General features: G+C 42.0%; 24 protein-coding genes and 2 pseudogenes. 1 reads left to right on the top strand and 25 read right to left on the bottom strand.

The genetic code is table 11. The features are described from left to right. Nucleotides 1–1,251: 1,251 nt before the first annotated feature. The 23 genes and pseudogenes from ABEW73_RS33065 to ABEW73_RS32955 form a co-directional block, all read right to left on the bottom strand. The gene (locus tag ABEW73_RS33065; RefSeq protein WP_430171338.1) at nucleotides 1,252–1,521 is read right to left on the bottom strand and encodes a type II toxin-antitoxin system RelE family toxin; all 270 of its coding nucleotides are present in this window, start codon (nucleotides 1,519–1,521) and stop codon (nucleotides 1,252–1,254) included. Next, the gene (locus tag ABEW73_RS33060) at nucleotides 1,505–1,729 is read right to left on the bottom strand and encodes a hypothetical protein (protein ID WP_430171340.1); all 225 of its coding nucleotides are present in this window, start codon (nucleotides 1,727–1,729) and stop codon (nucleotides 1,505–1,507) included. Before ABEW73_RS33060 ends, ABEW73_RS33065 begins: the two co-directional genes overlap by 17 nt. Nucleotides 1,730–2,040: 311 nt before the next feature. Beyond that, a complete protein-coding gene (locus ABEW73_RS33055) occupies nucleotides 2,041–2,709 on the bottom strand; it encodes a cysteine hydrolase family protein (RefSeq protein WP_244878904.1) in 669 nt (222 codons plus the stop codon). 222 nt (nucleotides 2,710–2,931) lie between these two features. Further along, nucleotides 2,932–3,960, bottom strand: coding sequence for a CHAT domain-containing protein (locus tag ABEW73_RS33050; RefSeq protein ID WP_430171342.1), 1,029 nt, complete (start codon nucleotides 3,958–3,960; stop codon nucleotides 2,932–2,934). Between the two features lie 242 nt (nucleotides 3,961–4,202). Further along, entirely contained in the window at nucleotides 4,203–4,817 is a 615-nt protein-coding gene (locus ABEW73_RS33045) for a hypothetical protein (RefSeq protein WP_430171344.1), read from the bottom strand. Nucleotides 4,818–4,904: 87 nt separating this feature from the next. Then, nucleotides 4,905–5,666: a hypothetical protein gene (locus tag ABEW73_RS33040; protein WP_430171346.1), complete on the bottom strand. Its 762-nt coding sequence runs from the start codon at nucleotides 5,664–5,666 to the stop codon at nucleotides 4,905–4,907. A 216-nt stretch (nucleotides 5,667–5,882) separates the two neighbouring features. Next, on the bottom strand, nucleotides 5,883–6,053 hold the full coding sequence (locus ABEW73_RS33035; RefSeq protein WP_430171409.1) for a tyrosine-type recombinase/integrase: 171 nt from the start codon (nucleotides 6,051–6,053) through the stop codon (nucleotides 5,883–5,885). 328 nt (nucleotides 6,054–6,381) lie between these two features. After that, a pseudogene (locus ABEW73_RS33030) lies at nucleotides 6,382–6,770 on the bottom strand (NUDIX domain-containing protein). A 420-nt stretch (nucleotides 6,771–7,190) separates the two neighbouring features. Next, a complete protein-coding gene (locus ABEW73_RS33025; protein ID WP_430171348.1) occupies nucleotides 7,191–7,709 on the bottom strand; it encodes a hypothetical protein in 519 nt (172 codons plus the stop codon). 325 nt (nucleotides 7,710–8,034) lie between these two features. Next, nucleotides 8,035–9,585, bottom strand: a complete 1,551-nt coding sequence (locus ABEW73_RS33020) for a hydantoinase/oxoprolinase family protein (RefSeq protein WP_430171350.1) — start codon at nucleotides 9,583–9,585, stop codon at nucleotides 8,035–8,037. Beyond that, nucleotides 9,578–10,681 (bottom strand): DUF917 domain-containing protein, encoded by a 1,104-nt coding sequence (locus ABEW73_RS33015; protein ID WP_430171352.1) that lies wholly within the window; start codon nucleotides 10,679–10,681, stop codon nucleotides 9,578–9,580. The genes ABEW73_RS33020 and ABEW73_RS33015 overlap by 8 nt, the downstream gene beginning before the upstream one ends. 3 nt (nucleotides 10,682–10,684) lie before the next feature. Continuing rightward, complete coding sequence (locus ABEW73_RS33010; RefSeq protein ID WP_430171353.1) at nucleotides 10,685–11,947, bottom strand: cytosine permease; 1,263 nt, start codon at nucleotides 11,945–11,947, stop codon at nucleotides 10,685–10,687. Between the two features lie 130 nt (nucleotides 11,948–12,077). Continuing rightward, nucleotides 12,078–13,607 (bottom strand): PucR family transcriptional regulator, encoded by a 1,530-nt coding sequence (locus ABEW73_RS33005; protein ID WP_430171355.1) that lies wholly within the window; start codon nucleotides 13,605–13,607, stop codon nucleotides 12,078–12,080. A 442-nt stretch (nucleotides 13,608–14,049) separates the two neighbouring features. After that, nucleotides 14,050–14,475 (bottom strand): NUDIX hydrolase, encoded by a 426-nt coding sequence (locus ABEW73_RS33000; protein ID WP_430171357.1) that lies wholly within the window; start codon nucleotides 14,473–14,475, stop codon nucleotides 14,050–14,052. 969 nt (nucleotides 14,476–15,444) lie between these two features. Further along, entirely contained in the window at nucleotides 15,445–15,606 is a 162-nt protein-coding gene (locus ABEW73_RS32995; protein ID WP_430171359.1) for a hypothetical protein, read from the bottom strand. 117 nt (nucleotides 15,607–15,723) lie between these two features. Continuing rightward, nucleotides 15,724–16,560, bottom strand: coding sequence for a carbohydrate ABC transporter permease (locus tag ABEW73_RS32990; RefSeq protein WP_430171361.1), 837 nt, complete (start codon nucleotides 16,558–16,560; stop codon nucleotides 15,724–15,726). A 17-nt stretch (nucleotides 16,561–16,577) separates the two neighbouring features. Beyond that, on the bottom strand, nucleotides 16,578–17,513 hold the full coding sequence (locus ABEW73_RS32985) for a carbohydrate ABC transporter permease (RefSeq protein ID WP_430171363.1): 936 nt from the start codon (nucleotides 17,511–17,513) through the stop codon (nucleotides 16,578–16,580). Between the two features lie 73 nt (nucleotides 17,514–17,586). Next, nucleotides 17,587–18,759, bottom strand: coding sequence for an ABC transporter substrate-binding protein (locus ABEW73_RS32980; protein ID WP_430171365.1), 1,173 nt, complete (start codon nucleotides 18,757–18,759; stop codon nucleotides 17,587–17,589). A gap of 564 nt (nucleotides 18,760–19,323) precedes the next feature. Further along, nucleotides 19,324–19,767, bottom strand: a complete 444-nt coding sequence (locus ABEW73_RS32975; protein WP_430206427.1) for a tyrosine-type recombinase/integrase — start codon at nucleotides 19,765–19,767, stop codon at nucleotides 19,324–19,326. Nucleotides 19,768–19,954: 187 nt separating this feature from the next. Next, the gene (tnpB, locus tag ABEW73_RS32970) at nucleotides 19,955–20,056 is read right to left on the bottom strand and encodes an IS66 family insertion sequence element accessory protein TnpB (protein ID WP_430171369.1); all 102 of its coding nucleotides are present in this window, start codon (nucleotides 20,054–20,056) and stop codon (nucleotides 19,955–19,957) included. Then, nucleotides 20,050–20,361, bottom strand: a complete 312-nt coding sequence (tnpA, locus tag ABEW73_RS32965; protein ID WP_430171371.1) for an IS66 family insertion sequence element accessory protein TnpA — start codon at nucleotides 20,359–20,361, stop codon at nucleotides 20,050–20,052. The genes tnpB and tnpA overlap by 7 nt, the downstream gene beginning before the upstream one ends. Nucleotides 20,362–20,479: 118 nt before the next feature. Next, nucleotides 20,480–20,710 carry a hypothetical protein gene (locus ABEW73_RS32960; protein ID WP_430171373.1) on the bottom strand — a complete coding sequence of 77 codons (231 nt, stop codon included), beginning with the start codon at nucleotides 20,708–20,710 and terminating at the stop codon, nucleotides 20,480–20,482. A gap of 169 nt (nucleotides 20,711–20,879) precedes the next feature. Next, the gene (locus ABEW73_RS32955) at nucleotides 20,880–22,004 is read right to left on the bottom strand and encodes a GntR family transcriptional regulator (protein WP_430171375.1); all 1,125 of its coding nucleotides are present in this window, start codon (nucleotides 22,002–22,004) and stop codon (nucleotides 20,880–20,882) included. Between the two features lie 108 nt (nucleotides 22,005–22,112). Here ABEW73_RS32955 and ABEW73_RS32950 point away from each other — a divergent pair. After that, nucleotides 22,113–22,226, top strand: a pseudogene (locus tag ABEW73_RS32950) (transposase); the annotation flags it as partial. Between the two features lie 258 nt (nucleotides 22,227–22,484). Here the strand turns inward: ABEW73_RS32950 and ABEW73_RS32945 are convergent. Beyond that, nucleotides 22,485–23,066: an O-methyltransferase gene (locus ABEW73_RS32945; protein WP_430171377.1), complete on the bottom strand. Its 582-nt coding sequence runs from the start codon at nucleotides 23,064–23,066 to the stop codon at nucleotides 22,485–22,487. A 317-nt stretch (nucleotides 23,067–23,383) separates the two neighbouring features. Continuing rightward, nucleotides 23,384–23,941, bottom strand: a complete 558-nt coding sequence (locus tag ABEW73_RS32940; RefSeq protein ID WP_430171379.1) for a class I SAM-dependent methyltransferase — start codon at nucleotides 23,939–23,941, stop codon at nucleotides 23,384–23,386. Between the last annotated feature and the right edge of the window lie 45 nt (nucleotides 23,942–23,986).

Here is a 23,986-nt window from a genome sequence, read left to right as displayed (position 1 = left end):
AGATAGAAAAGTAAAAAGCAGCTCATTCCTCGTCAGAGGATAGGCTGCTTTTGCTCATTTCCACTAAGCATAACTGCCCTTTAGGTTAATTATCAATTAATTTCTTGCGCTGATTTCCTATAACGTTCTTGCATTCACGAAGCCGAGAGGCTTAAGTTGCCAAGTAGGTCAAGCGGAAGCGACCGATCTGCCCGGTCCGTCAGGACTTAGCCTCGCAGGTTTGTCTGCTCTGGTTTACTTCTTCGAAATCCTTCGGGCAGACCAAGGGCTCACTTCTCGGATTTACTCCACTGCTTGCCCACCGCGTTGAATGCTCTGTTATAGGATGTCAGCGCCTTCTTCGAGATGCTGTCACAATACTCTAATCTTAATCCTTAATATAGCTGTAAAAATCACTTCTACTTAATCCAATATCTTTTGATATTGTTGGTATGTGGTTTTCCAAAATGTCCAGAATTTCTTTGAACGTAGTATCTACGTCATCGCTTGTGTTTAATATTCTATACTCATTCGGAAGCTTTTTTCTTGATCTTATTAATGCATTTGTCTTGATAGACGTATCCCAATCACAATGTAGATTTCCATTATCTCTATTAAGTATTCTCTGTTTAATAACTTCATCGTTATCACAATACAGAGTCAGAATAACATAACAAGACCCTTGAAAAACTTTCGGAATATCCAACAATCTTACGTCATCCAAATCTGTAATGATTATATTCTTAAATCCATGCCGATTATAATTCTTTGTTACCAGAATGAGATTCTCGAGAGATAGTTGCTCTTCTTGTCGTTGAGAAATATTAACTGATGGTGCAAGCTTACGAAACTCTGGGATCCAACCAAATTCAAAATATGGCGACTGAAAATGTTCATGTAGCTTCTTTGATAGGGTAGTTTTTCCATTCCCAGGTGACCCGTGCAGAATGATATAATCAATATTAATTTCTCTTCCCTTCTTTCAATGTTAATTGAGAGTATATGATAGTCTTAATTTCCATTGCGCTGATTTCCTATAACGTTCCCGCATTTCTGACGTCCAAGCGGCTTAAGGCACAAAGTGCCGGGTCGTCAGACTTAGCCGATTGGATGTGTCGCCAGATTCTACTTCTCTGGCTTACTTCTGGGCGACCAAGGAGCATCAGCGACGAAGCAGAAATGTTATGTTATAAGATGTTGGCGGCTTCTTGAACATCTCACATAATCTTTTCAAATAAAAAGAGCCCCAACTTTATTGCTAGGGCTCTGATGTCATTTATATATGTCTCCTCGAGGTCCTATACGAACTACAAAAATGATCAATTCATGATTAAGAACCTCATAGATTATTCGATAATTTCCGACCCGTAATCTATAGATTATCCCTTCTTTACCTTTCATTTTCCTTGTATTCGGATTGTTAAATGGGTCATTAGATAACTCTTCAAGGGATATAAAGATTCTTCTTGCGGTAACTCGATCTATTTTCCTCAGGTTCTTTTCAGCTTCACTTGAAAATGTGACTTTATATTTCAAGTTCACGTTTTAGGTCCTCCAAGGATTTAGTCTGACCATTTTGAAATTCAATGCGTCCTTGTTCTATGGCCTGAATATCTTCAGGTGTCAAACTGTCATCGTCTTCATCAATCTGTTTTTCAAGTAACCATGATAAAAAGCTCTTTGCGACAACCTTATTTTTCTCGTTTAAATTACCTAATATGTTTTCCAATTCATCATTCGGGACACTCATCAACTGTACCCCCTTTTATTTAATCATTCTTTATTATACCCCAATATACAAGGATGCTCCAGCATAGCTTTTTCACTACATCGATGTATTAAGCCTTCATATATTTCGCTCTTACGCCAATTTCTTATAACGTTCTTGTGTTCACGACGTCCCACCGACTTAAGGCGACGATGTCGCCGGGCGCGATGCGCTTAGTCGGTGCGGATGTGTCCGGCTGATTATACTTCCTCGCTACTGAAATGCCTCTTCGTATTCTCTTCTTACTTCGTGCCGGACCGAGGCAACTTGTCTGCCGAAGCGTGAATATGTTGTTATATGCTGTTGGGGCCTTCCTCGAATTTGCTTGCTAGTTGTGTTATGAGTTCCTCTGTTCTAAATACTTTAACCCCAATACTCTGGATCTCATGAATTCCCTTATCATAAACTCCTGATATTGCATCCTCGACCATGACCACCTTGAAGTCTCTTTCACTTGCTTGATATATACTTGTTCTTGGGCAATTCGGAAAATTACATCCGATAAAAATCAGAGTGTCGATATTCTTATTCCTCAAAAACTCTTCTAACTGGGTTTGATAGAATGCACCCCATCTTGGTTTATACATGACCCATTCATTATCTCCAATAATTTGTATAGAGCCTTCAATCAGTCCTTCATAGTTAAGCTTTTCTGCATTCTTCGGCTTAATTGTTTCGACTAAGTCTGCTCCAACCGATCCTGGTGTTACAATCTGAACACCTGTTTCTATCAGTTCTCTTCGGCAGACATCTACATTCGATCCATCTTCCTTATATATCCGAATCACATGCAAAATTGGGATTTGTCGATTTCTACAAGCATCCAGTATTAGCTTCATTTGAGGTATTACGTTTAATGTTCCGGTTATTTCAGCAACAGCTCCTGGTAGGCTAAAATCATTCTGAGTATCAATTGTAATAACCGCACATTTATTGAAGTTTGGTTGTGTGTACTTACTCATCATCGATCACCCTTCAAAATAGTATTTGCCCCAATTGCAAATAACGTTCCCGTATTCACGACGCCTGGCGAATGCCAGGTGTGTCCGGCTGCTTCTGCTTCCCTGAAATCCTTCCATGCCGGACCCAGGGGTATGCCCGATGCGTGAATATATTGTTATAGGATGTCAGCGCTTTTAAATGTTTGTACTCTAATTCTTGTATAGAATCTAATTTTCAAAATACTACGGCTTTACAATAATTATTTCATTCGGATTCAATCCTTCTCTGACATAAAGCTCAGGAGTATCTTTTTCATCAATTCCCTCTAACATGAGCATGGCTTTTGCTTGTTGAAATGCCACTTTCAATGACTTCCCAAAGCCAATTGCAGAGTAAAACTGTGCGGCAAAAATTCTTGCTGCATCGTCACCGATTGAAGTATTCATACCTATAGCTGCATCAACATGTTCTACTACTGCTTTAGCTTGCCCGAATGAAAAACAAGTATTAAAAAATACTAGTCGTATAGTATCAGATAAACTCATCATTACTTGAACAATCGCTTCTTTCGAAACAAGTTTAGCTCGACCTTGCGGATCTTGAAAAACAATCTCATCATTATCTGAACCATGCCCACTGAAGTGTATGACTGTAGGTCGTTCTTCATTTATAGATTGTAAAACGTCTTGTGTCCTGACTGCCCATTTGGTCACAAAAGATACAGAATCTCTATAATCTGATTTCCTTATCATTTCATTAATTTCTCTAGCCTCCTCACCTAATCTTAATTGCCCTTCATCAATTGGATTTGAAGCCATGAAAAGCACGGTTATTCTCTCTGGGATATCTTGCAATTGTGTGATAGCTTCCTGAGTCTGGATATGCAAATCATTATGTGTTACCAAGGTTTGATCTATACGTTTCATTTGCTTTTCTGCCTCCTTCATTTTCGATTTTTCCTCACGTTCTCTTGTTTTGCTGAGCTTGCTTTCCTCATCCGCGATTTCCTTAGACTTTTTTGCAATCTTACTATCCAGTTCTACTATCTTCTTTTCAAATCCAGCTAATGCTTTCTCTGCACGCCCTAATTCTGCTGCCTTGGATTTTAATGTTAATGAAGATTTTGTACGTGTCATAATTTGTTTTAAAGAAATTGTTTTTTTAGATTGATTGTTCATTTTCTTTAATTCATTCACTCTATCCGACTGTAATTTTGCTAATTCTCTTTTCTTACGTGAGATATTGTTCACATGCAAAGTAATATTTGTCATATTTAATTTCTCCGTTCCCTTTACTTAAAAGTGTTCTGGCTGATTTCCTATAACGTTCCCGTATTCACGACGCCGAGAGGCTTAAGGTCGCACAGCGACCGGGTCCGACAGGACTTAGCCTCGCAGGTGTGTCCGCCTGATCCCGCTTCCCCGAGCTCCATCTGGCGGACCGAGGGGCCGCAGGCCCAGAAGCGTGAATGCATTGTTATACGAATCCCCTTCTTCCTTGAATAAACTACATTTCATTCCTTAATCACTTGTGTATCTATTATTTGCTTCATTAATTTAAATGAGAATTTGACACCTTCCATTTCGGTTAAAATATCTTTCAAATAAATCTTTGAATTCTCTGTATACTGATCCGGGAACCTAATGCTTAAATATGTCATCTTCTTTTTTTCTGCTTCCCAGAATCTATACTTCACTTCAGTACGACCAGAATATCTCTTAAGAAAACGATCAATTGATTGTCCTTCTTTAACCCAATTACATAGTGTCTTACTTACCCATACTTCATCCCAATTTTTGTAGAAAGGAAAATGAGCAAAAAGATTTCTTACAAACTTAAATAGCTCACTACCAATCTCAGCTTCCATAGGAGGTCTTCGTTTTTTTATCTCTCCAATTACCCATTTAATTGGTTCATAATTTAATAATTCAGCGTAGATTGTAAATCCATCTTTGACTTTTGAAAAACGATAATAAGCATCTTTCTCCCAAAATGCATCTTCAAATATTTCATCAAAGATATCATAAAAACTGTTGTACGCTAGATTTAAGAATTCAAGTTCTGCCCTATTAGGTTTTAATTGTTCTTCAATATTTTCATGTCCTTTTTTGGGTTTAAGGGGTTTCATATAACGTACCTGTATTCACGACTCAGCATATGCTGAGTGTCCTGCGATACAGGACCAAGGGTGTATGCCCGCAGCGTGAATATTATGTTATACGAAGGCCGAGTTTTGTTGTATTAGATCAATCTTCTTCTCACTGGTAATTAGTTCTTGTTTTGAAATATTGTTTATTATTGTTTTTTCTAATCTCCCCTCCTTTTTCAGGACAGTAAATGTAATGGATTGAGTATATAAGTTATCTAAAATATCGTAATATTCTAATATGACTTGCTGATTGTTACTCAAAAATGATTGACTATGCATATAGCTAATGGTTATTACCATTATTCCATCTTTTTCTAAAGACTTAGTTTCTTCATGGAATGGCGTCAACAATTCAGCTTGAAAACTTTTCAAACCTATAACTTTTAAGGATATGATTGGTCCTAGACCAATATTTTTAATGTTTAATATTATATCATCTTGATAAGTGTGCTCTTCTAATCGATGGTCATCAAACATAACAGCTAAGTACCTAATTGCCCCCTTAGAATCCCCAGAAATTTCATTTATGTAAGGCCTAACGCTCAATCTTCGCTCTTCTTCTATCTTAATTTTCTCATTATTAAGTTGATACCTTGTAAGGTCATTAGCTTCCTTTTGGGCCGTTAATTGGCCTCTAACACCTTTCATACTCATGTAAATACTAAAATAGGTTATTAATCCACCAATAATGGTGCCGTAGAATCCGATCCAATCATTTGATATAGTAATATCCACTACGTTTATAGACACAATCAATCCAACGATAAAAGGAGATAAAAGAATACCAATCCAGATCTTTCGAAGAAGCTTTTCTTGTTTCTCGTCCATTAATCTCATCCCTCAATTTTCAAATGTGTTGTATCGTTTTGTTTTGTTTTTTTAGGGGTTTCGTATAACGTCTTATCTACGAACTCCATGAATACTACCATATTACGTGTATTCCCGTACTTCGTAAACACTCCTTTCGTCAGGATATTAACGAACTCTCCTTCCATAATACCCCGATTTCAATACTCCAGCGGGCTATAATCCGCCTAGCGTCCTTCATAGACCATAAGTATAACACCCTGTTGTTCGGCTGCGTTGGTACCCGAGTAACTTTTGTATATACCTTAGATCCGTACCTCCTTCCAGCAAATGCATCGTTAAAGAATATCTCACCACGTGAATGCTCACCTTTTTCGCCACATTGGACCGGTTTACCGCATGTCCGATAAGATCGTAAAGGCGATCTTACGGTCGTTGCAGGTTAACTATCCATATCTCTTATATAAATTTCGGCGTACTGTTGCATTAATTGATATAATCATGTGAGTAAGTAAGCCAATTAAAACAACATACCCGCCCCTCAAGCAACTCATTCCTACAAAAAAGACCCGCAGATCACATTTGTGACACCTGCAGGTCTCCGGTCTCCGAAGCTTTTTATTGTAGCCGTTTATCTCAAAACATTTATCTTTTGATATTACGGATGTTGAGACAGATCTCCCGTGAATATAGAACTTTTCGCATTGGACTATTTAAAAGCATATAATTCCTTTTATCATTTCAACTGTTCAAGAGCGTACTCCGTTGTAATTGTAATATTATCTGGTATGTCATCAATAGGAAACCATTGCACTTCCTGTAAAGCATGAGGCTCTCTATTCTGTACGCTACCATTAATAATGTGAGCTACGAAAGTAGGAGCGACCCAATGAACATTTTCCGAATGAACAATATGATTTGTAACACATAATAGTCGTTCAATCTCAATGTCAATCCCAAGTTCTTCTTTAATCTCACGGATCACAGCATATTCTACTGTTTCCATATATTCAACTTTTCCCCAGGCAAACTCCAGTATCCAGCTGCAGGTGATTTTTTACGCAACACAAGTATAATACGGCTATTCTCGTCTAGTATAACTGCCCCTACTCCGACTTTTGGCATTTTTTCTATTTCCATTTTTGATCCTCCTAGTTATTCTTACAGCAATCCAGTGCTATTCCTTCCAGTTCTTTAACAAACGCATCTTTACCGACCATATAAGCTTCATAGTCCTTCCGTAATTGTTTTCTGCCTTACAAACTTTTTAGGTAAGCGGTCTTAGCAATATAAAAATCAAAAAATTCTTCACATAATGCTGACTTGTTTAAAACTGTTCTATTGCATCCAACCTCATATTTTACAGTCGCCATCCGTCATCCGTATCCGATCTCACTCTCATCCCACCCATAAAGGGGATGCTGACGCACTATAGTAGGCTTTCATGTTCGGAATATCCTGAAATTTGGATTGTACTAGTTATTGTTTCTTAATCGATACGGAAAACAGGACCTTTTGGATAAAACGGTAGTTCATTTAGAGTAGTTACGGTATGTCCAGAATTACTTTCGTGTGAGGTAGATAATTCACAGTAATTGTTAGATCCTCAAAAGAATCAAGCGGTATTAGAGAATAATAGAATTCTCCATCAATATAAGCATAGTATGGGTAACCCCATGACTTACCTGTCATTTCAACAGTGACATTGTTCGTTAAATGACCTGTCACTTCGGCATAGTTACCTGTAAGCACAGCGGGTAGGTCTAACCAAGTGGGAACTGCAACATAGAAACAGAAAATAGGTATGCCAATAAATAAAACTAACATGAAAACATAAGAACATCCAATTCCGAGACCATGTTTCACATTGCCGAAAAACGTCCGTTTGATAACCTTTTTCATACTCTTTTTTCGTTGATTTATTTTTCGAGTTTTCCAAGTTCTCCATACAATTTTATAGAGGAAAATCCACAAAATAAAACTTCCGAGTGAGGTGAATAACAATAAACTTAGCCAGTACACGACCACTTCATTTCCATCCCTTCTAAGGTTAAGCTCAACCATCAGTAGCCGCTTTCTGGAAATCCCTGCACTGGATTACCGTCTCATTTAGGGTTCTTACGGTTAACTTAATACACATTTATCATAACTATATTATCTTCCAAGTTAATATTGTTCAATTAAAAGTGAAATCTCTTTTCCACTCATCACATTGCACCTTATAGATAAGAAAAACGTCTATCGACGTACCTTCAAAGAAGACAGACCGCGTTTAGCGGAAGTTTTTCTTGCGAGATCAGGAAGCAGAAGCTCTGAAACTTATACTTTCTGATCTCTTAACAAAAAAAAGCCTCACACAAGTTGTATAAACTCATGTGAAGCCTCTCTTCTACTTCATGTTTCCTACGACTTTCACTCTCAGTCTCGTTGCATTTCCCGGATGATAAGCCAGCGGGGTTTCTTCCACTTCCACGAGCTCCACCGTAGCCGGGTCAGCGCCAGCCAGCACCGCCTGCTTCACCGCTTTTTCTTGTGCATCTCTTAATGAATCCTCACGGGGCTCTGTAGAATAGATATAAATTTGTTCATATTGTCCGCTGATTTGAGCTATACATGCGCCAATGGCGTTGGCTACGCCCCCGTTCTCAGGCTTAATCATATGGGATACCCCGCGAATCGTGTCCGGTATAACGACACTGCCGCCGCCTACCAAAACAAGCTCAACGTCTCCCGACGATGTCTTCATTTTATCAATGGCCTGCTCAATGATGGTTGCAATTTCAGCTTGGACATTTTTAGCGAAGTCTTCATCCAGATGCGCTACCAAGCTCTTATCCCCGAGATCCGCGAGACCCAGCCGAACGGCAATGTCTGTTGTAGTCAGCGTATGACCGCCAAAGACCAGCGCTTCCTGTCCGATCTTGTATCCTACGCTGTCAGGGCCAACCGTAATCTTGCCGTTCTCCGAGCGCACGATGCTTCCGCCGCCCAACCCGACAGAGATAATATCCGGCATGCGGAAATTCGTGCGGATATCGCCAACCTCGACCGCAACCGAGGATTCTCTCGGAAAGCCGTCCTGCAAAACCCCGATGTCCGATGTCGTCCCTCCCACGTCGAGAACCATCGTATCTTTGATCTTCGCCAAATAAGAGGCACCGCGTATGCTGTTCGTCGGCCCACATGCAATGGTTAGGATCGGAAATTGCTTAGCGTAATCTATCGACATTAGGGTACCGTCATTCTGGCATAAAAACACCGCTGCGTCTGTGATGCCTTCTTCTTCTAGCGCCTGCACAAATCCTTGGGTTGTCGTTTCAATCACCTTGCATAAAGCTGCGTTGAGTATGGTCGCATTTTCCCTCTCGATCAAACCGACCGAACCAATCAGGGAAGAGCAGGAAACAGGGAATCCCGGTCCATATACTTGATGGATGAGATCGCGAACCTGGAGCTCCTGATCATTTTTAATGGATGAAAACACACCAATGACTGCGATGGACTCGACACTGCTCCCCCATTCCTCTAAAAGGGCTGTAATTTCAGCTTCATCGACTTCTCCAAGCACTTGGCCGTCATATTCATATCCGCCATGAACGAGAGCATATTTACCCGACAGCTTCTGAACCATATCCTGAGGCCAGGACGTGTACGGAGCAACGGAAGCCGTTGCCGGGTAACCCAGACGAATGACGCCGACTTGGGCCAGCTTTTTACGCTCAACAATCGCATTTGTGCACTGTGTTGTACCTAACATGGCATGCGTGATTTGGGTTTTATCCATATTCGATCCCTGCAGCAAATTCCGGAGCGAGGTTTCAATCCCCGTTTTAATATCCAGACTTGTTGGGGATTTAACCGCATGAATCAAATGATGATTCTCATCCAATATGATGGCATCTGTATTGGTGCCGCCTACATCGATCCCGATTCTATACATTCTCAGCCACCGCCTTTTTCACCAGTTCCTCAATAGCAACATAATCGTAATCATATCCGAAGTATCTTGGTCCTACAGTCTGGACTCCCTTTTCCGTTCTCCACTTTTCATGAGCGGGGAGTCCAACAACCCGTACGCGTTTACCATATTTCAGGCTCTCTGTGGTTACAGGCGACAAGGTTTCGTAATCAACCAGACAGATCAAATCGGGGGTCATCGCTACCACTTGACCATTCTTTTCAGCGATCAGGTTTTCATTTTGAAAATGCACCTTCATCTCTCCGCCTTTAAACGCCTCGATTCCTTCGAGATGCATTTGGCCGAGGTTAAATCCTCCCTTGGTTTCCCGGATGACATCCACGATTTTACCTTGGAAAAGTTCATAGCCTGACACAAGTTTTAACAGTTCTTGAAGCTTATCGCCCGCGTCCCGATTCTTCGATGTAATGATGTCTCCAATCTGTTCGGAGAGGGTCACAATATGATGAACGCCGCTTTGCTTTATTTGAGCACCCGTTGCCGGGTACAGGCTTACTAAAGCACTGGCGCCCATTTCAACCGTGGCCACTCTGGCGAGCCGTTCCGTCCATTTATTATCAATGGTCTCAAAGATGCCGATGTTCCCTTTTTCATCCGAAATCGCCATCGGTGTCGCCGGAATGCCGTCCAGGTTAAACGTCACCATTTGAAGCTCCGGGAACGCCCGCCCCATACCGTCACAGTCGATCAGAGGCAAGCCCAGTTGCGCCGCAACGACGATGGGAATCATGGAATTGACGCCTCCCGCTTCCATCGGAAACGTGCCGGCGATCTGATCTTTTCCCAAGTAGTTCGCTAATTTTTGAAAAACCTTAACAAACTCGTCCCCTTTAGGGAATTTCTCCACTAATACGGAAGGCGCCCCCATCATCGCGGCCGGAATGAAAAAGTCCTCATCCTGAATCTCATCGACTGAGAACAGTTTTACAGGTCCAAACTTCTCAATGGCCGAGAGAGCCATCAATTTTCCGATGTAAGGGTCTCCGCCTCCGCCGGTTCCTAAGAATGCTGCGCCGACGGCGATGTTTTCAACAGCTGCTTTATCTAAATATCTCATTCACTATTCCTCCAATATGACTGTTTTCCGAGCCGATAAACGATATCCTGCATAATACATTACGAAAGAAATGACAATCCCGATTAACGGCTGATTCGGTACCTGCGGCAGGCTTGGGAACAGGGATAACACAACAGGGGTACTAGCAATAACAGCGCCTAATAGCCAGGAAACGACGCCCAGTGCATTCACGCCTTCGACCTCATGCCAGCGGCTCCTATCCCCTTTGCCAAGCATCCAGTAAGATGCGATCATCACGCCTGCAACCGGCGGAATCATGGCCGACAAGATAGACATAATCGGCGTAAAATAGTTCAGTATACCGACGACGGCCAATACGGTCCCAATGGTTCCCGCGATGCCGACGGCCCATTTCTCTTTTTCCTTCGATACGTTGAACACGTTAATGAGAGCAAAACCGCCTGAAATAGCGTTCACGAGGTTCGTCTTCCACGTAGCCAGGATCAAAACCACGCCGCCAACAAACGGAGTCGTGATGCTCAAAAAGGTTGCTGTAATATCGCTGGCTTGGTAAGCAATCGTCAGGACAGATCCTGCACCGATCATCAGCAAGCCTGCCGGAACAATCCCGAATAGAGCGGCTTTTAGGACATCGGATCGTTTTCTTGAAAATTGCGAATAATCTCCTGCGATGACTGCACCCAGGGCAAATGAACCCAGCGTTATCGCCAGCCCGTCCGTAAAATTCATAGCACCCTCAGGCTTATAATGCTGAATGATCTGCAGGGAGTCACCGGTCAAAGCTTTGATAAGACCAAATATGCTGATTCCCACCAATAAAGGGACGGCAATATAGCTGATGACGCGCAGCACTTTAACGCCATAGATCGCCGATACCACCATCACAAGACCGCAGATAAGAGAAGCCAGCGGAACCGGGACACTCATTCCACCTACGGCTAACAAATTGGCCAAGGCCGCTCCGCACACATTCGCCTGAATTCCGAACCATCCAAGGCACGCAATGGCAAGGATGATCGAAAGAATCGCCCGAGACCCTTTTTTGCCAAACACCTGACCTGCAACCTGAACCGTCGGCCTTCCTAAATCCGTGCTTTGAATACCCTGCAAAATCATGAGCAGCACAATAATGGAGTAACCTGCTAACGTGACAAGCAATGCCTTCGTTAGTCCCATGCCTGCAATAAGCGCATTTCCTACCAACAAACTCGGGATGCTGATGACCGCGCCAGCCCAGATGATCCCGAGACTGAACCAGGATTGATGCTCTTTAACGGCTTTCATATGATCCCCCCAATCCTGTTCGTTCGAATATTGTTTTCTTATTGTAAAAGATGAAGTAGGTCAGCGTCTTTTTCAGAAAACAAAAAAAAATCCGATGTTTTTGTCTTATTGGACAAAACATCGGAACTTTTTAGTTATGGATGAGACGGTAGACCATGCAGGCGGTATATACATCGTACGATTCCGAATTGATGGTCACATCATATCCTATGAGCTCGCAAATTTTTTTAATGCGATATTTCACCGTATTTTTGTGGACGAACAACAGCTTGCTGCAGTCATCCATATTCCCCTTCGCATCCAGAAGAAAAGTCATCAGGGTTTTCAATGCTTCTGCGTCGTCCATAATTGGCTCCATGATAGACAAGCATTCTTCAGTGATCTCTTCCCCTTGTTTGCTGAGGTCTATGGCCCGTTTCATGGATCGGACTTCAGCAGCGGTGAATAGTTTGCGGTTATGATAGATGCGGTGAACCTCTTTAGAGACTCCGTTGACGAGCTGGTACATTCGGCGTACGTCCTGTGTGTTCCGCATTCTCGGAGAATATACAATGCTTGATATTTCAGTGATGAGACTCGTGGTTTCGATATATTCCGCTGCGATTTCAAACTCATTGTATTTATAGGAACAATTCCCTAGCAACACGACAACGCAGTGATCGATCGTTTGAATGACCGCAGTTTTATAATATTGCGAGAGATGCGCTTTTAAGTCTTCCCTTATCCTTCTTTCCTCCGACAAATCCCGAATGTAAACGAGCCACATCATTTGGATGGCGGAAACGTCAATATAGAGCAAACTGGCCAATCTGCGCATTTTTTCGCTTTCATCATTCACGATGGCTTTAACCAAAGCGTATTCGCTGACCTCGTTATGCTTATCTCCCCACAAATTGATGGCCACCTGCACCACCTCGCTGATTTGGTCCATCGTCTTCGGAGGCAGCTTCGTATTCTCTTTAATGAGAAACAGGTAGAGGATCTCCCCGTTTTTTTGATGAACACGTTTGTATTCAACAAAGCAGGACGAATCCAGCTCTCCTTCTCCCATTCTGCCGTTCAAAATGGAAGGCGCCATGGACCGGATTAGATTCGCAACATCGAGCGATGAATTGCGCGGCCACATGACACGATTGATGATATCCAGGTTGCTGTTTGTCAGAACGATGTTCGCTTTCATCCGGTCCGACAGCAGTTTAAGGGTAATTTCCACACTCCGCAAATGTTCCGGCAGCAGCGAGACCTTTTCCAGTGATTCATTCACGAAATGCTCATTCACATTCTGATTGCTTACGATTGCCTCCATGACTTCATAAATGACTTCATTATACCTAAGCGAGTAATCGTTTCTCGGCATGCAAATGATAATAAAATTCAGAGATTCGGCCAGCTCGAGCACTTCATCGGCTATATCTGGCATGATAATGCCAACATAGTACAAAATCAATCCCACTTCACCAAGGTCATGCAAATATTGAACCGTTTTGCATTGCTGTTCCACGCTGTCCTTAATGGAATAAAAAGAGCTAATGACCAGCTCTTCGGCATACCACTCTTCTTGAACGGTTTGAATAATTTGCGAGAAGAAATTGACATCCGCCACCTCTAAAACAGATAAGGAGGACACGGTCTGATGAAGCCTGCTTGTTCCAGTGACCACCTGAGCTCCTCTAAATGAAGGCAGCTGCAGTAAATCTTTAACGGTTACCCCAATTCAACCACCACTTTTTTGTTCGATTCAAGCTGCTCGCATAACGCAGCAGCCTAAGATAGGCTTCATTAGTATTAGTATAACCCTCGTTATGAGAAACAACCAAGTAAGGCATTTGCCAACTATGAAATTTATTGCATACACGAGGCGACCCGACCTTAGATAGCACTTATCTAAGGTCGGGTCATGTGTTAACTGTATATTCGTCTATGCCTGAACTTTTGACAACCAGTGGCGAATGCCCCGGGTCCGACGGACTTAGCCAGTTCTGGGTTGTCCGGTTGGTCCCATTCCCCCGAAATCCCTCTTTCCGGACCGAGAGCCGAATAGCTCTATGCGGAAAATGGTGTTATCTGAAGGACATGTCCTCCTCGATTTACTTACAATTCCTTTAAACTTTTCCTTCATTAAAATACTTGACTTCAAACTCGTTTTTTGCAATATTTTTTAATCCTTCTTGATAATAAGGCATAAATTCATCTGCTCTATCAATATCTACCCATTCAACATGACTAATTTCGGTTGGTCTAGTTATCTCTTGTTGTCCGCCTATTATTTCAGCTCTAAAAGTAATAAACACTACGTGTTCATCATGTTTTGTTAATATTGCTTCATTGATAGCCACTACACCATGAACTTTAATATCATATCCTGTTTCTTCTTTTGCTTCGCGGATGGCAGCCGCATCTAAGGTCTCGTTTTCTTCAACGCCTCCGCCTGGTAGTGACCAAGTACCGTTTTTATGATTCTTCACCATGAGGATTTTTGTTTTGTCTTTATCTATAATCAAAGAATACGCAACGTCTATTCGTTTCATATGATCTTCCTTTTCTATGTTTTTTAAGTTTCACATGTCTTTCAGATAACGATCCGTATTCACGACGCCTGGCGAATGCCAGGTGTGTCCGGCTGCTTCTGCTTCCCTGAAATCCTTCCATGCTGGACCGAGTGCGTGTGCCCGATGCTTGAATATATTGTTTCAGGATATCAGTGCTTTTAAATGTTTGTTATCTAATTCTTGTATAGAATCTAATCTTCAAATCAAGCAGCTCCTATTCTTCAATCTGTACGTAGTCTTCATCTTTAATAGATAATTCATCCAGAAGGAGATCCTCGTAGAAATAGCCTGTTAAAACCAAGCTATGATGCTCGCATAACGCAGTAGCCTAAGATAGGCTTCATTAATATTAGTATAACCCTCGTTATGATAAGTAACCAAGTAAGTTCCTTTGCCAACTATGAATTTTTTTGCATACTCAGGCTGGTCCACTAAGATGCTGAGTCAAAAATCGACTCGTACCAATATTCATCCCCTGTTAAGGATTTCTTATAACGCACCCGCATTCACGACGTCCCACCGACTTAAGGCGACGAAGTGGCAGCCGCGATGCGGTTAGTCAGTGCGGGGTTGTTCGCCATTGCAATTTGACCGCCTGCAGGCATGTTCCACCATTTTAAGGCCGACATGTGTGTAAATCTCGGTTGTCTTCAGGCTTGAGTAGCCAAGGAACTCCTGAATCTCCTTACTATTGTTTGTAATTCTACCTCTTGGTTTAATTAAATAACACTTAGTAAAGCAAGTGTCAGATTGGAATTCTCCTTGAGTTTGAGTCACATTATTGAAAACCTATTTTTCGTAATTAGTTTACAATTGTATCAAATCCACAAACTACCGTTCCATCTGCCTGGGAGCCTCATGATTATGTAGAATGCATTGGTACGCAAAAAGGCAGCTTCTGCTTTACACATCGCTGCCTTTTTGCTTATTAACTTTTTTCCAACAGACCTATCGATCGTTATCTACATAAAAATTGCGGTCGTCGATTTGGATATACTGCGAATTCGGCTTTCCACCTTTTCCCGGATGGATGAAGAATACGAACCGCTCAGTTTTGCCGTCCGCAAATTTGACCGTAATCGTATTTCCGGAAATGCTGTATGTTCCCACGCCGCTTACGCTCCACACCCTTACATTTAATCAAATTCAGCATCCCATCTCTGCCTTGGTCCGTCCTAACATCCCTGGGGTTCCGCATCAGTGGAGCTTAATTCATACAAATGATGTTCAACCTTTTATACCGCTAAATGTAATGCCGCTAATAAACGTCTTTTGAAGAAAAAAGAACAAAACAATAATAGGTAATGTCATCAAGGTGGATACGGCCATTAATAGACCCCATTCAGATCCCTTTTGACTCTGAAATTGCTGCAATCCGAGCGAAACCGTGTAAGATGGTTCATTGGTTAAATAGAGCAAGGGGCCCATGAAATCAGTCCAGCTCCCCATAAATTGAAACAATGCTACGGCCAAAACGGCGGATTTGGCTAGTGGAAACATGATCTGTAAATATATTCGGAACTCACTAGCGCCGTCTAAGCGGGCCGCTTCGCGCAGGGCATCAGGCAGTCCCATGAAAAACTGCCGCAATAGAAAAATGTAAATGGGCACTCCAAAAAATTGGGGTACAATCAGTGGAAGAGATGTTCCTACCCAACCTAATTTAGTAAACAACAGGAATAGAGGAATCATCGTCACCTGTCCGGGAATCATCATAACAGCGAGGGTAACAAAGAAAAGTATACCTCTCCCACGGTACTCTAACTTGGCAAAACTATATGCAACCAAGGGACAGGATATGATCACACCAAGCGTACTAACGATGGTTATAATCGCCGTGTTTTTCAGATATGTCCAGAAAGGGATATACTCAACGGCACGGGAATAATTACTCCACAGAATTGGATGCGGGATCCACTCTGGTGGGAATGTAAAGATTTGTGTGAGTGGTTTAAGAGAAGTCGAAAGCAGCCAAATGAACGGAATAATGAAAAATGCAGAAGCAACAATTAGACATAAATAGGCTAACGCACGATTGATTCTTTTGATAGCGATAGGATTCATCCCTTACTTCCTCCTCCTTATTTCCCTTGATAATGAACCCAGCGTTTAGAAGTAATAAAAATAATACCGGTTAATGCCATAACTATAATAAATAAGATCCAAGCCATTGCGGAGGCATAACCCATTTTGAAATACCTGAATCCGTTCTCATATAAATACATGACGTAAAAAGTCATGGAATTTGCAGGAGTTCCTTGCCCTTTGGTCAACGTATAGGGAAGAGTAAACTGTTGGAATGCACCGATCATTCCCATGACAAGGTTGTAGAAAATAACGGGAGTGAGCAAAGGCAGGGTTACCTTTCTCGTTTTCTGAAACCAGTTAGCTCCATCGATTTGCGCCGCTTCATAGTACTCATCAGGGATGTCTCCTAATCCAGCAAGGTAGATGACGACGGCTTGCCCAATACCCCAAAGCGACATCAAGATGAGTGAAGGCTTGGACCAAGCTTCACCACCAAGCCAAGGAGGCCCATCGATACCGAAATGCGCTAACATCCCATTTACCAATCCGAAGTTTGGATGTAACAGCCACATCCACAGAACAGCCAAAGCCACTTGTGGCACCAGAGTAGGTAGGAAAAAGATCGTTCTGAATACAGCCATCCCTTTGACCTTCATATTCAGCATCATAGCGAGTGCCACACCAATAAATATACTTAATGGAACAAAAAATACGGTAAAATAAATCGTGTTGTATATGGATTTCCAAAACAAAGGATCATGGAAAAGATCTCTATAATTATTCATTCCGACAAATTCACCAGGCTGCAGAATGCTGTAAGTCGTGAAGCTGAAGTAGATGGACATTAGCATCGGAATTGCATAAAAGCATAGCAGCCCTATAGCCCAAGGTGAAGCAAACAGCCACCCAATTACGTTAGTTCTGCGGAGTGCTCGTTTCCTTGCCGATGGAATTGCGTTTACTTGAACTGAATCGGCCAGTTTCGCCATGTGCATTCTCCTTCCAATTGTCATTCATTAATAGGCAAGGAGAGAAAGGTTCGCTCCCTGCCTACCGAGCACCCTATTTGTCGTATTTTTCTAAAGCCTTATTCACAGTCTCTGTTACTCTATCCAGGTTCTCTTTCGGAGTACCGTTACCGCGGGTAGCCTTTTCCGTTGCGGAAGCTAACTCATTCCACAGCAGTTGTCCTTCAGGAATAACTGGGCGGTTATGTGAATTGGGTAAAATATTGATAAATTCTTTCATAATCGGATCGTCCTTGTAACCGTATTTGTCGTTAACCGAATCGATAATCGAAATTTGAGAGTCAGCGTTTAATAACGTTTGCCCCTCTTCTTTCCCTAAGAATTCGAGGAATTTCCAAGCAGCAGCGACGTTCTTGGCGCCTTTAGGGATAATAGCGGACCCTCCTCCCGACCATGTCGTAAAATTAGTACCTGTTGGGGTCGGTATTGGTGCAACACCGTAATTTAAATCCGGCTTAAATTTTTCGATACCCTTCACCGTAAAGTTTCCACTTATCTTCATGCTGATTTGACCGGAAATGAACGGATCCATTTCCTCCGAGCCAGCTGCGCTTGTGAATCCGGCAATATCCTCGACATTGTATTTTTTGCCGAAGTCGGTCATCCATTGCAGCGCTTCAACGACTTTAGGATCATTTGCGGTAATTTTGCCGGTGGCAGCGTCCTGGAATTCTCCTCCAAATGCCCATCCCCAAGTATACAGCCAGCCTTGCGAATACCATGGGATGAACCCGATCCGTTTGAAACGTTTACCTTCCTTGATGGTCAACTTTTCGGCGGCCGCTTCAAGCTCGGCGATTGTTTGTGGTGGTTTGTTGGGATCCAGCCCTACTTCTTTGAAATGATCCTTATTGTAAAATAGCAGGCGAGAGTCCGTATCCATCGGCATTGCATAAAGCTTTCCTTGATAACTAGACTCCTCCCAAGCAAATGGGTAATACATTTCCTTTCGAATTCCGGATTCTGCTGCCATCGAGGATAAGTCAGTCAGAGAACCTTGCGCAGCCCAAGTACCGACCTTAAACCGGTCGAAAAGTGCAACGTCAGGAGGATTGCCGCCTGCGACTGCAGTCAGCAGCTTCTGATCGGATCCCTCGCTGGATTCTGTATAAACCAATTTCATTTTGATGGTAGGGTTTTTCTCCTCAAATGCCTTCACGACTTTATTCATATTATCTAAATCAATTGAGGTAAGACCATGCCACATCGTAACCGTTGTAATCCCCTCTCCCGCCTGATCGCTGGAGCCTCCCTTCGTTGAGCAAGCGGTTACAAGTAATAACAAAGCCAGAAAATAAACAAGAATTGGAAATGCGAATTTTTTGGATCTCCTCATTCAAAGTCCCCCTTAGTTAAATTAATTAGATACCTTGGATCCCTATAAAACTCACTTCATTTTTCTGATTCACATTTACATGTAGATAATAGAAACATAGCCAAATTTAGATATATGTAAGCGCTAACATTATTGGTGATATGAGCTATTAAAAACAGAAAATGATGAACGAAGTGAATTTGTTATAAGGAATTTACTGGTTATACTAAGTATGTTAATATACCATTGTGTAATGTGTCAATTGCAATATTACGACATAAAAATTCATGATGCATAAAAAAATAAAGTGCCAAAAAACCCCTGGGGACTCCTCGACACATTGAACAAGCGATATAATAGTTGTACCCGACATCTCATAGGACGAGGAAAACTGTGAAAACCGGTAGAGCAGGTCTTCTTCGAGGAGATATTTGTATCCCAAGGAACGTTTATGCCTCACGAATTTCTGAATGATTTCAGCAGCATAGCATAATCTCTTTTCCCTTTAGGACTTGAGCGATCCACATCTTCCAATACTCGATGAACATCATCTTTACAAAATGCCGACGGGATACGAGCGTCTCTCCGGTATCTTATGTTAGGGACTTTGTCGGCAAAATCCTCATCCAGAGTGCCTGTTTCATGTAAGTAACGAAGGAAAACGCGAAGCGCTGAAAGAGAATTGTGGCCGGTTGCGGATGAATAGCCAGCAAGAATGTTGGTGTAATCCAGAATGGATGATACCGTTATTTGGGAGAGGTCTAAAACACCATGTCTCTCTAGGAACAACAGAAATTTGCCAATGTATTTTTCATACGATTTCAGTGTACTTTTAGAAATATGAAACTGTTTGCGATATTCCTGAAACTGCTTGAGTACGCCGGAGTGATACGATAACAATGACAAAGACGAGGTTGTGTATTTGGGGAAAATAACGCCGTGAAGATGATAGAGTCATTCAGGACTTGAATGGATCTGGCTTTCACTTTATTTTCGTTTGTTAATGCCTTGAACACTGTGATCTGATAAGTGGCTTCCAGAAAATCCAACCCGATTTTGGTGTTGTAAGCGGCAATGGAGCGTTCCTTCATGTAGTCTGGACGATCGCCGCCAGGCCGTCGATGGATTTGCGCATGTCCGTGGAACCACAGGCCAGATAGACCTGCGAAGCAGCAGCTAGATTCAGCATAGGGTCTCTAGTGCAGCTACCACATCGCGAAGCAGTTGCGGTTCAAAACCCGGGCGCACGGCAATGCGTGCAGAACCAACTTTCACCCACAAGGAGGCGCTTTCCGCCTCCGGGGCTGTGACGGCCACGGCACGGAAGGTCGTAGAAGTTGCCGCCGGGGAATGCTGTCTTTGGGCTTTGGACAGCCAATATTTTAACTGATGCACCGTCAGGTTCTGCTCGGCACACCAGGCCTTCATCGTTTGCCCGCTTTCCTGATAGGCCGCAATGCGGTTCTCCCATATTTCCTGTAAAGTCTCTTCCATTCATATGTCCATCCTCTCCATGTATGATGGACTCATTGTGACAGGCTTTGTTTCTTATGAACAGGTGTGCTGGGTTTTACGCTTACGATAATTACGTAAAAATTAAAGGAAACCACAGTTATCCAAAGTGATTATGAAACCACCAAACAATAAGAATCATACTCACTATTCCCCAAGCTGTGGTACTCACTATCCACCAAACTATGGATTTAGCTTTTCTTGAACTTTCCTCATCTTCAATATTTGTTTTTATAAAAGCGAGCTTACTTTCCATACTTTTTTTCATAGAAACGAGAACAACAAATCCAATTATGAAGAAACCAATAGTTATCCAAAGTAATGAGTCCACCTTTTATACCTCCTCTCTTTTGCTTCCTCGCTGAAATAAATGATTAACCCCTGGCAATACTGGAAAATGAGAGACCAGTATAGAGGGGGTATTTTCATATGATTGCAAGACAAAAACCACGAATTACGAACATTTGACCTTGCTTTTGTTGAACTGCAGTTGTATTACCCTATCCGTTATTTTTCACGATCATACGATGTTCAATGATGTTCAGCTCGGGAACTGCTGTTCCATGCAACTGAGAGATTAGCATATCCACGGCTAATTCACCCATCTGCTTCTCATCCTGCTCAATATGAGTGAAGATGGGTTGACCTAGGTGATCGTTCAGGGAGTCGAAACAAACAATCTCGTATTCCTCCAGAGATTTCCCCATCGAGTTGATGACCTGAGCCAGCATGGTAGCTATTAGAAATTCCGACGCGACAAACGCCTTTACATCAGGGTGTTGTTTCAAAAAATGCTTTACTGTTTCTTTATCACTTTCAATCGCTGTTCCATTTATGTTCATGGGAAGGGTGCCCTTCAAGTTTGTCAATAAATAATCTTTGTTCAAGTTCATTCCTTCTTGGGTGAAAGCAAACGTATATCCGAGCAGCCTTTCCTCCAATGTTGAAGTGTTCTCTTCCGGCGGAGATAAAAAGGCAATTTTTTTATGACCTTTGTTAATCAGATGGCGTGTAAGATCCATGGCTGCTCTCTTATTGTCTGTGAAAACCGAACAAACCGGAATTCCTTTTAGATATCTATCGACCAAAACAATTGGAAACCGATCCAATACAAGACGAAGCAGCTCCGAATTATAGTGTTGACCATGAATGGGGGTCACGATTAATCCTTTGATGCCTAAACGAATAAATAAGTCGATCGCGCGTTTTTCCTCATCCCGATCCCCGCAAGTTCGCTTGATAATGAGTTGATAATTGTGCTCAGCACTCCGTTTTTCCATCGATCTAAGAAGTTGTAGGCCAAACTCGTCAGAAAAATTCGGTATAATAAACCCGATCAACCGCTTATCATCCTCAGAAGCCAAGGTCGTTCTAACCTCTGAATAGTGCTTCGGTTCTTGTTCTCCAATTATACCATCGGCCACATAAGAGCCTTTTCCTTGTATTCGTTTGATAACCCCAGAATCCGCCAATTTCTCCAGAGCTTTTTTAGATGTAATACGACTGACACCAAATTTTTCAGCCAACTCTTTTTCAGAAGAGACTCGATCTCCTTCTTTTAATCGGCCTTCTTTAATCTCTTGTACAATATAGATATATATCTGCTCGTATAAATGCAATTCCACAAAACCACCCTGACATCATAATATTAATATACTAAGTATATTACACGAGAAATAATTCGCAAACTTAATCATCGATAATATCATCTTTCATGAGAATAACGTGGAAATAACACTGTCTTAATCAAACGGAAAAGATCTCGTTATCATGGGGACTTAACCAACTCCCTTATGGAGATGGTGATCAACGGGGTCTCCACTCGCAAAGTTACTCAGATTACCGAATTTCATTATATGCTCCACTATAGACCCATTCGTACGCTTCTCGAATAGTATCAAACTGTCTATCCTCATCAAACCAAGTAATTGATTCTTCATAAAGCGCGGAACGCCGGGTCCAACGGACTTAGCCTCGCACGGTTGTCCGCCTGAATCAGTTTCCTGAAAATGCCTCGAGCGGACCAAGGGTCAGCTTACTGACACATCGCGTAAATGCATTGTTATAAGAAGTTCTTGCCATCTATGAATACACTGTCAAAATCCTTAGACACTTAGTCTTGACGCAATAATCACAGCTTCCCTAGGGTTCAAAAATAATTCCGATGCAGCAAGTTTAGGATGATTCAACCAATAATTTCTTATCTTATCTGGTTTCCCCTTCCAATCATCTGGCCAATATTCTTCTGGAGTCAGGTCATCAAGTATTAACAAGCCTCCTATTGACATGCTTTCAAATAATAATTCTGCATTATCCTGTTTCGCATCTTTGACATCTGCAAATATTAAATCAAAGGGTCCCCTTTTCAATGCATCCTTCCAGTCACCGCATAAAAACTCGACATTCTTCCTACCCAATATCTCTATAGCACTTTTCACTTTACTCTGGTCGATGTCTACAGTAACTAATTTGGCATCCTTTGACATTGCAGAAATTATCCAAGCTGTACTTACTCCGAATCCTGTACCAATCTCAAGTATATTCTTCTTTTCCTGTCCCGCCAGAGTATATAGAAGTCTTCCAAAATCATCAGTGCAAGATTTAGTAAATCCAGCTTTCTTAGCAAAATCTTTGCTCAGGGTAACAAATGTAGGTTTAAACGTATTGGATCGATATGTTGTCGTCATCTTGGCTCTCCTTTCAAATAGCAGGTATTTCTAATAACGTTCCAGCATTCACGACGTCCCCCAGAGGTGGATGTGTCCCGCCCCCCGCTTCCTTGTTTATTCTTCCGGGACCAAGGGGTAGCAAAGCTGGCCCGATGCGTTGCCTTAAGTGACCAACGTAAGTGACCGCGACGAGGTTAGGTAGTGTAGGGTTGTCCGCTGTCTTCACTTCCCAGAAATACTTCTTGAGGACTGAGGAGTCATCAGGCTCCATAACGTGAAATTGTTATAAGATGTCATATACGTTCTTCGAATCTAGTAACCTTCCCAATTTATTTCTAGGTTTTATTTCTTATTATTAAAGGTTTTTTTGCATCAATAATAATAGACACCATTCCTAGTTTTTCAATAGAATTCCTTGTATCAAATCGAAACGATCTACCTATTCTACCATCCATTTCATTCCAATAGCTGAAATGAAAATCCCCGTTTTCATCACAATATTCCAACAACGATACTTCAAACCCCGCGATTTCAAATACTGATACGAGGGTTTTTGCATCATAAACTATCTTGTGAGACGCTGCGGGATGATCCGCTGGTCCAGGACCACCGACTTGAACCATCTGTTGATACCAATCATTACGGAAATTCTTATCGGGAACTGCACAACGAATATACCCACCAGGCTTTAAAAATTGATAACAATGCTTCGCAGCCATAATTCCATCTTCAAACGTTAAGTGTTCCCATACGTGTTCAGCCAAGAGCGCATCAATACTCTCAGGCTCACATAATTTGTTCCAACTTTCTAAAGATAGTAAGTTCAACTCATCTTCCTGCGTACTGAGCCAACCATCAAATTTTGTTTGCCCTGCTCCAATGACTACTTTCATATAGTCCACCATCCAATTTTGAATTGACTAACATCACTTAGAAAG

This window comes from Paenibacillus lautus (assembly GCF_050482385.1).
GTDB lineage: Bacteria > Bacillota > Bacilli > Paenibacillales > Paenibacillaceae > Paenibacillus_AQ > Paenibacillus_AQ lautus_B.
Note: the sequence above shows the minus strand (reverse complement) of the source record. Positions and strands in the feature narration are given on the sequence as shown.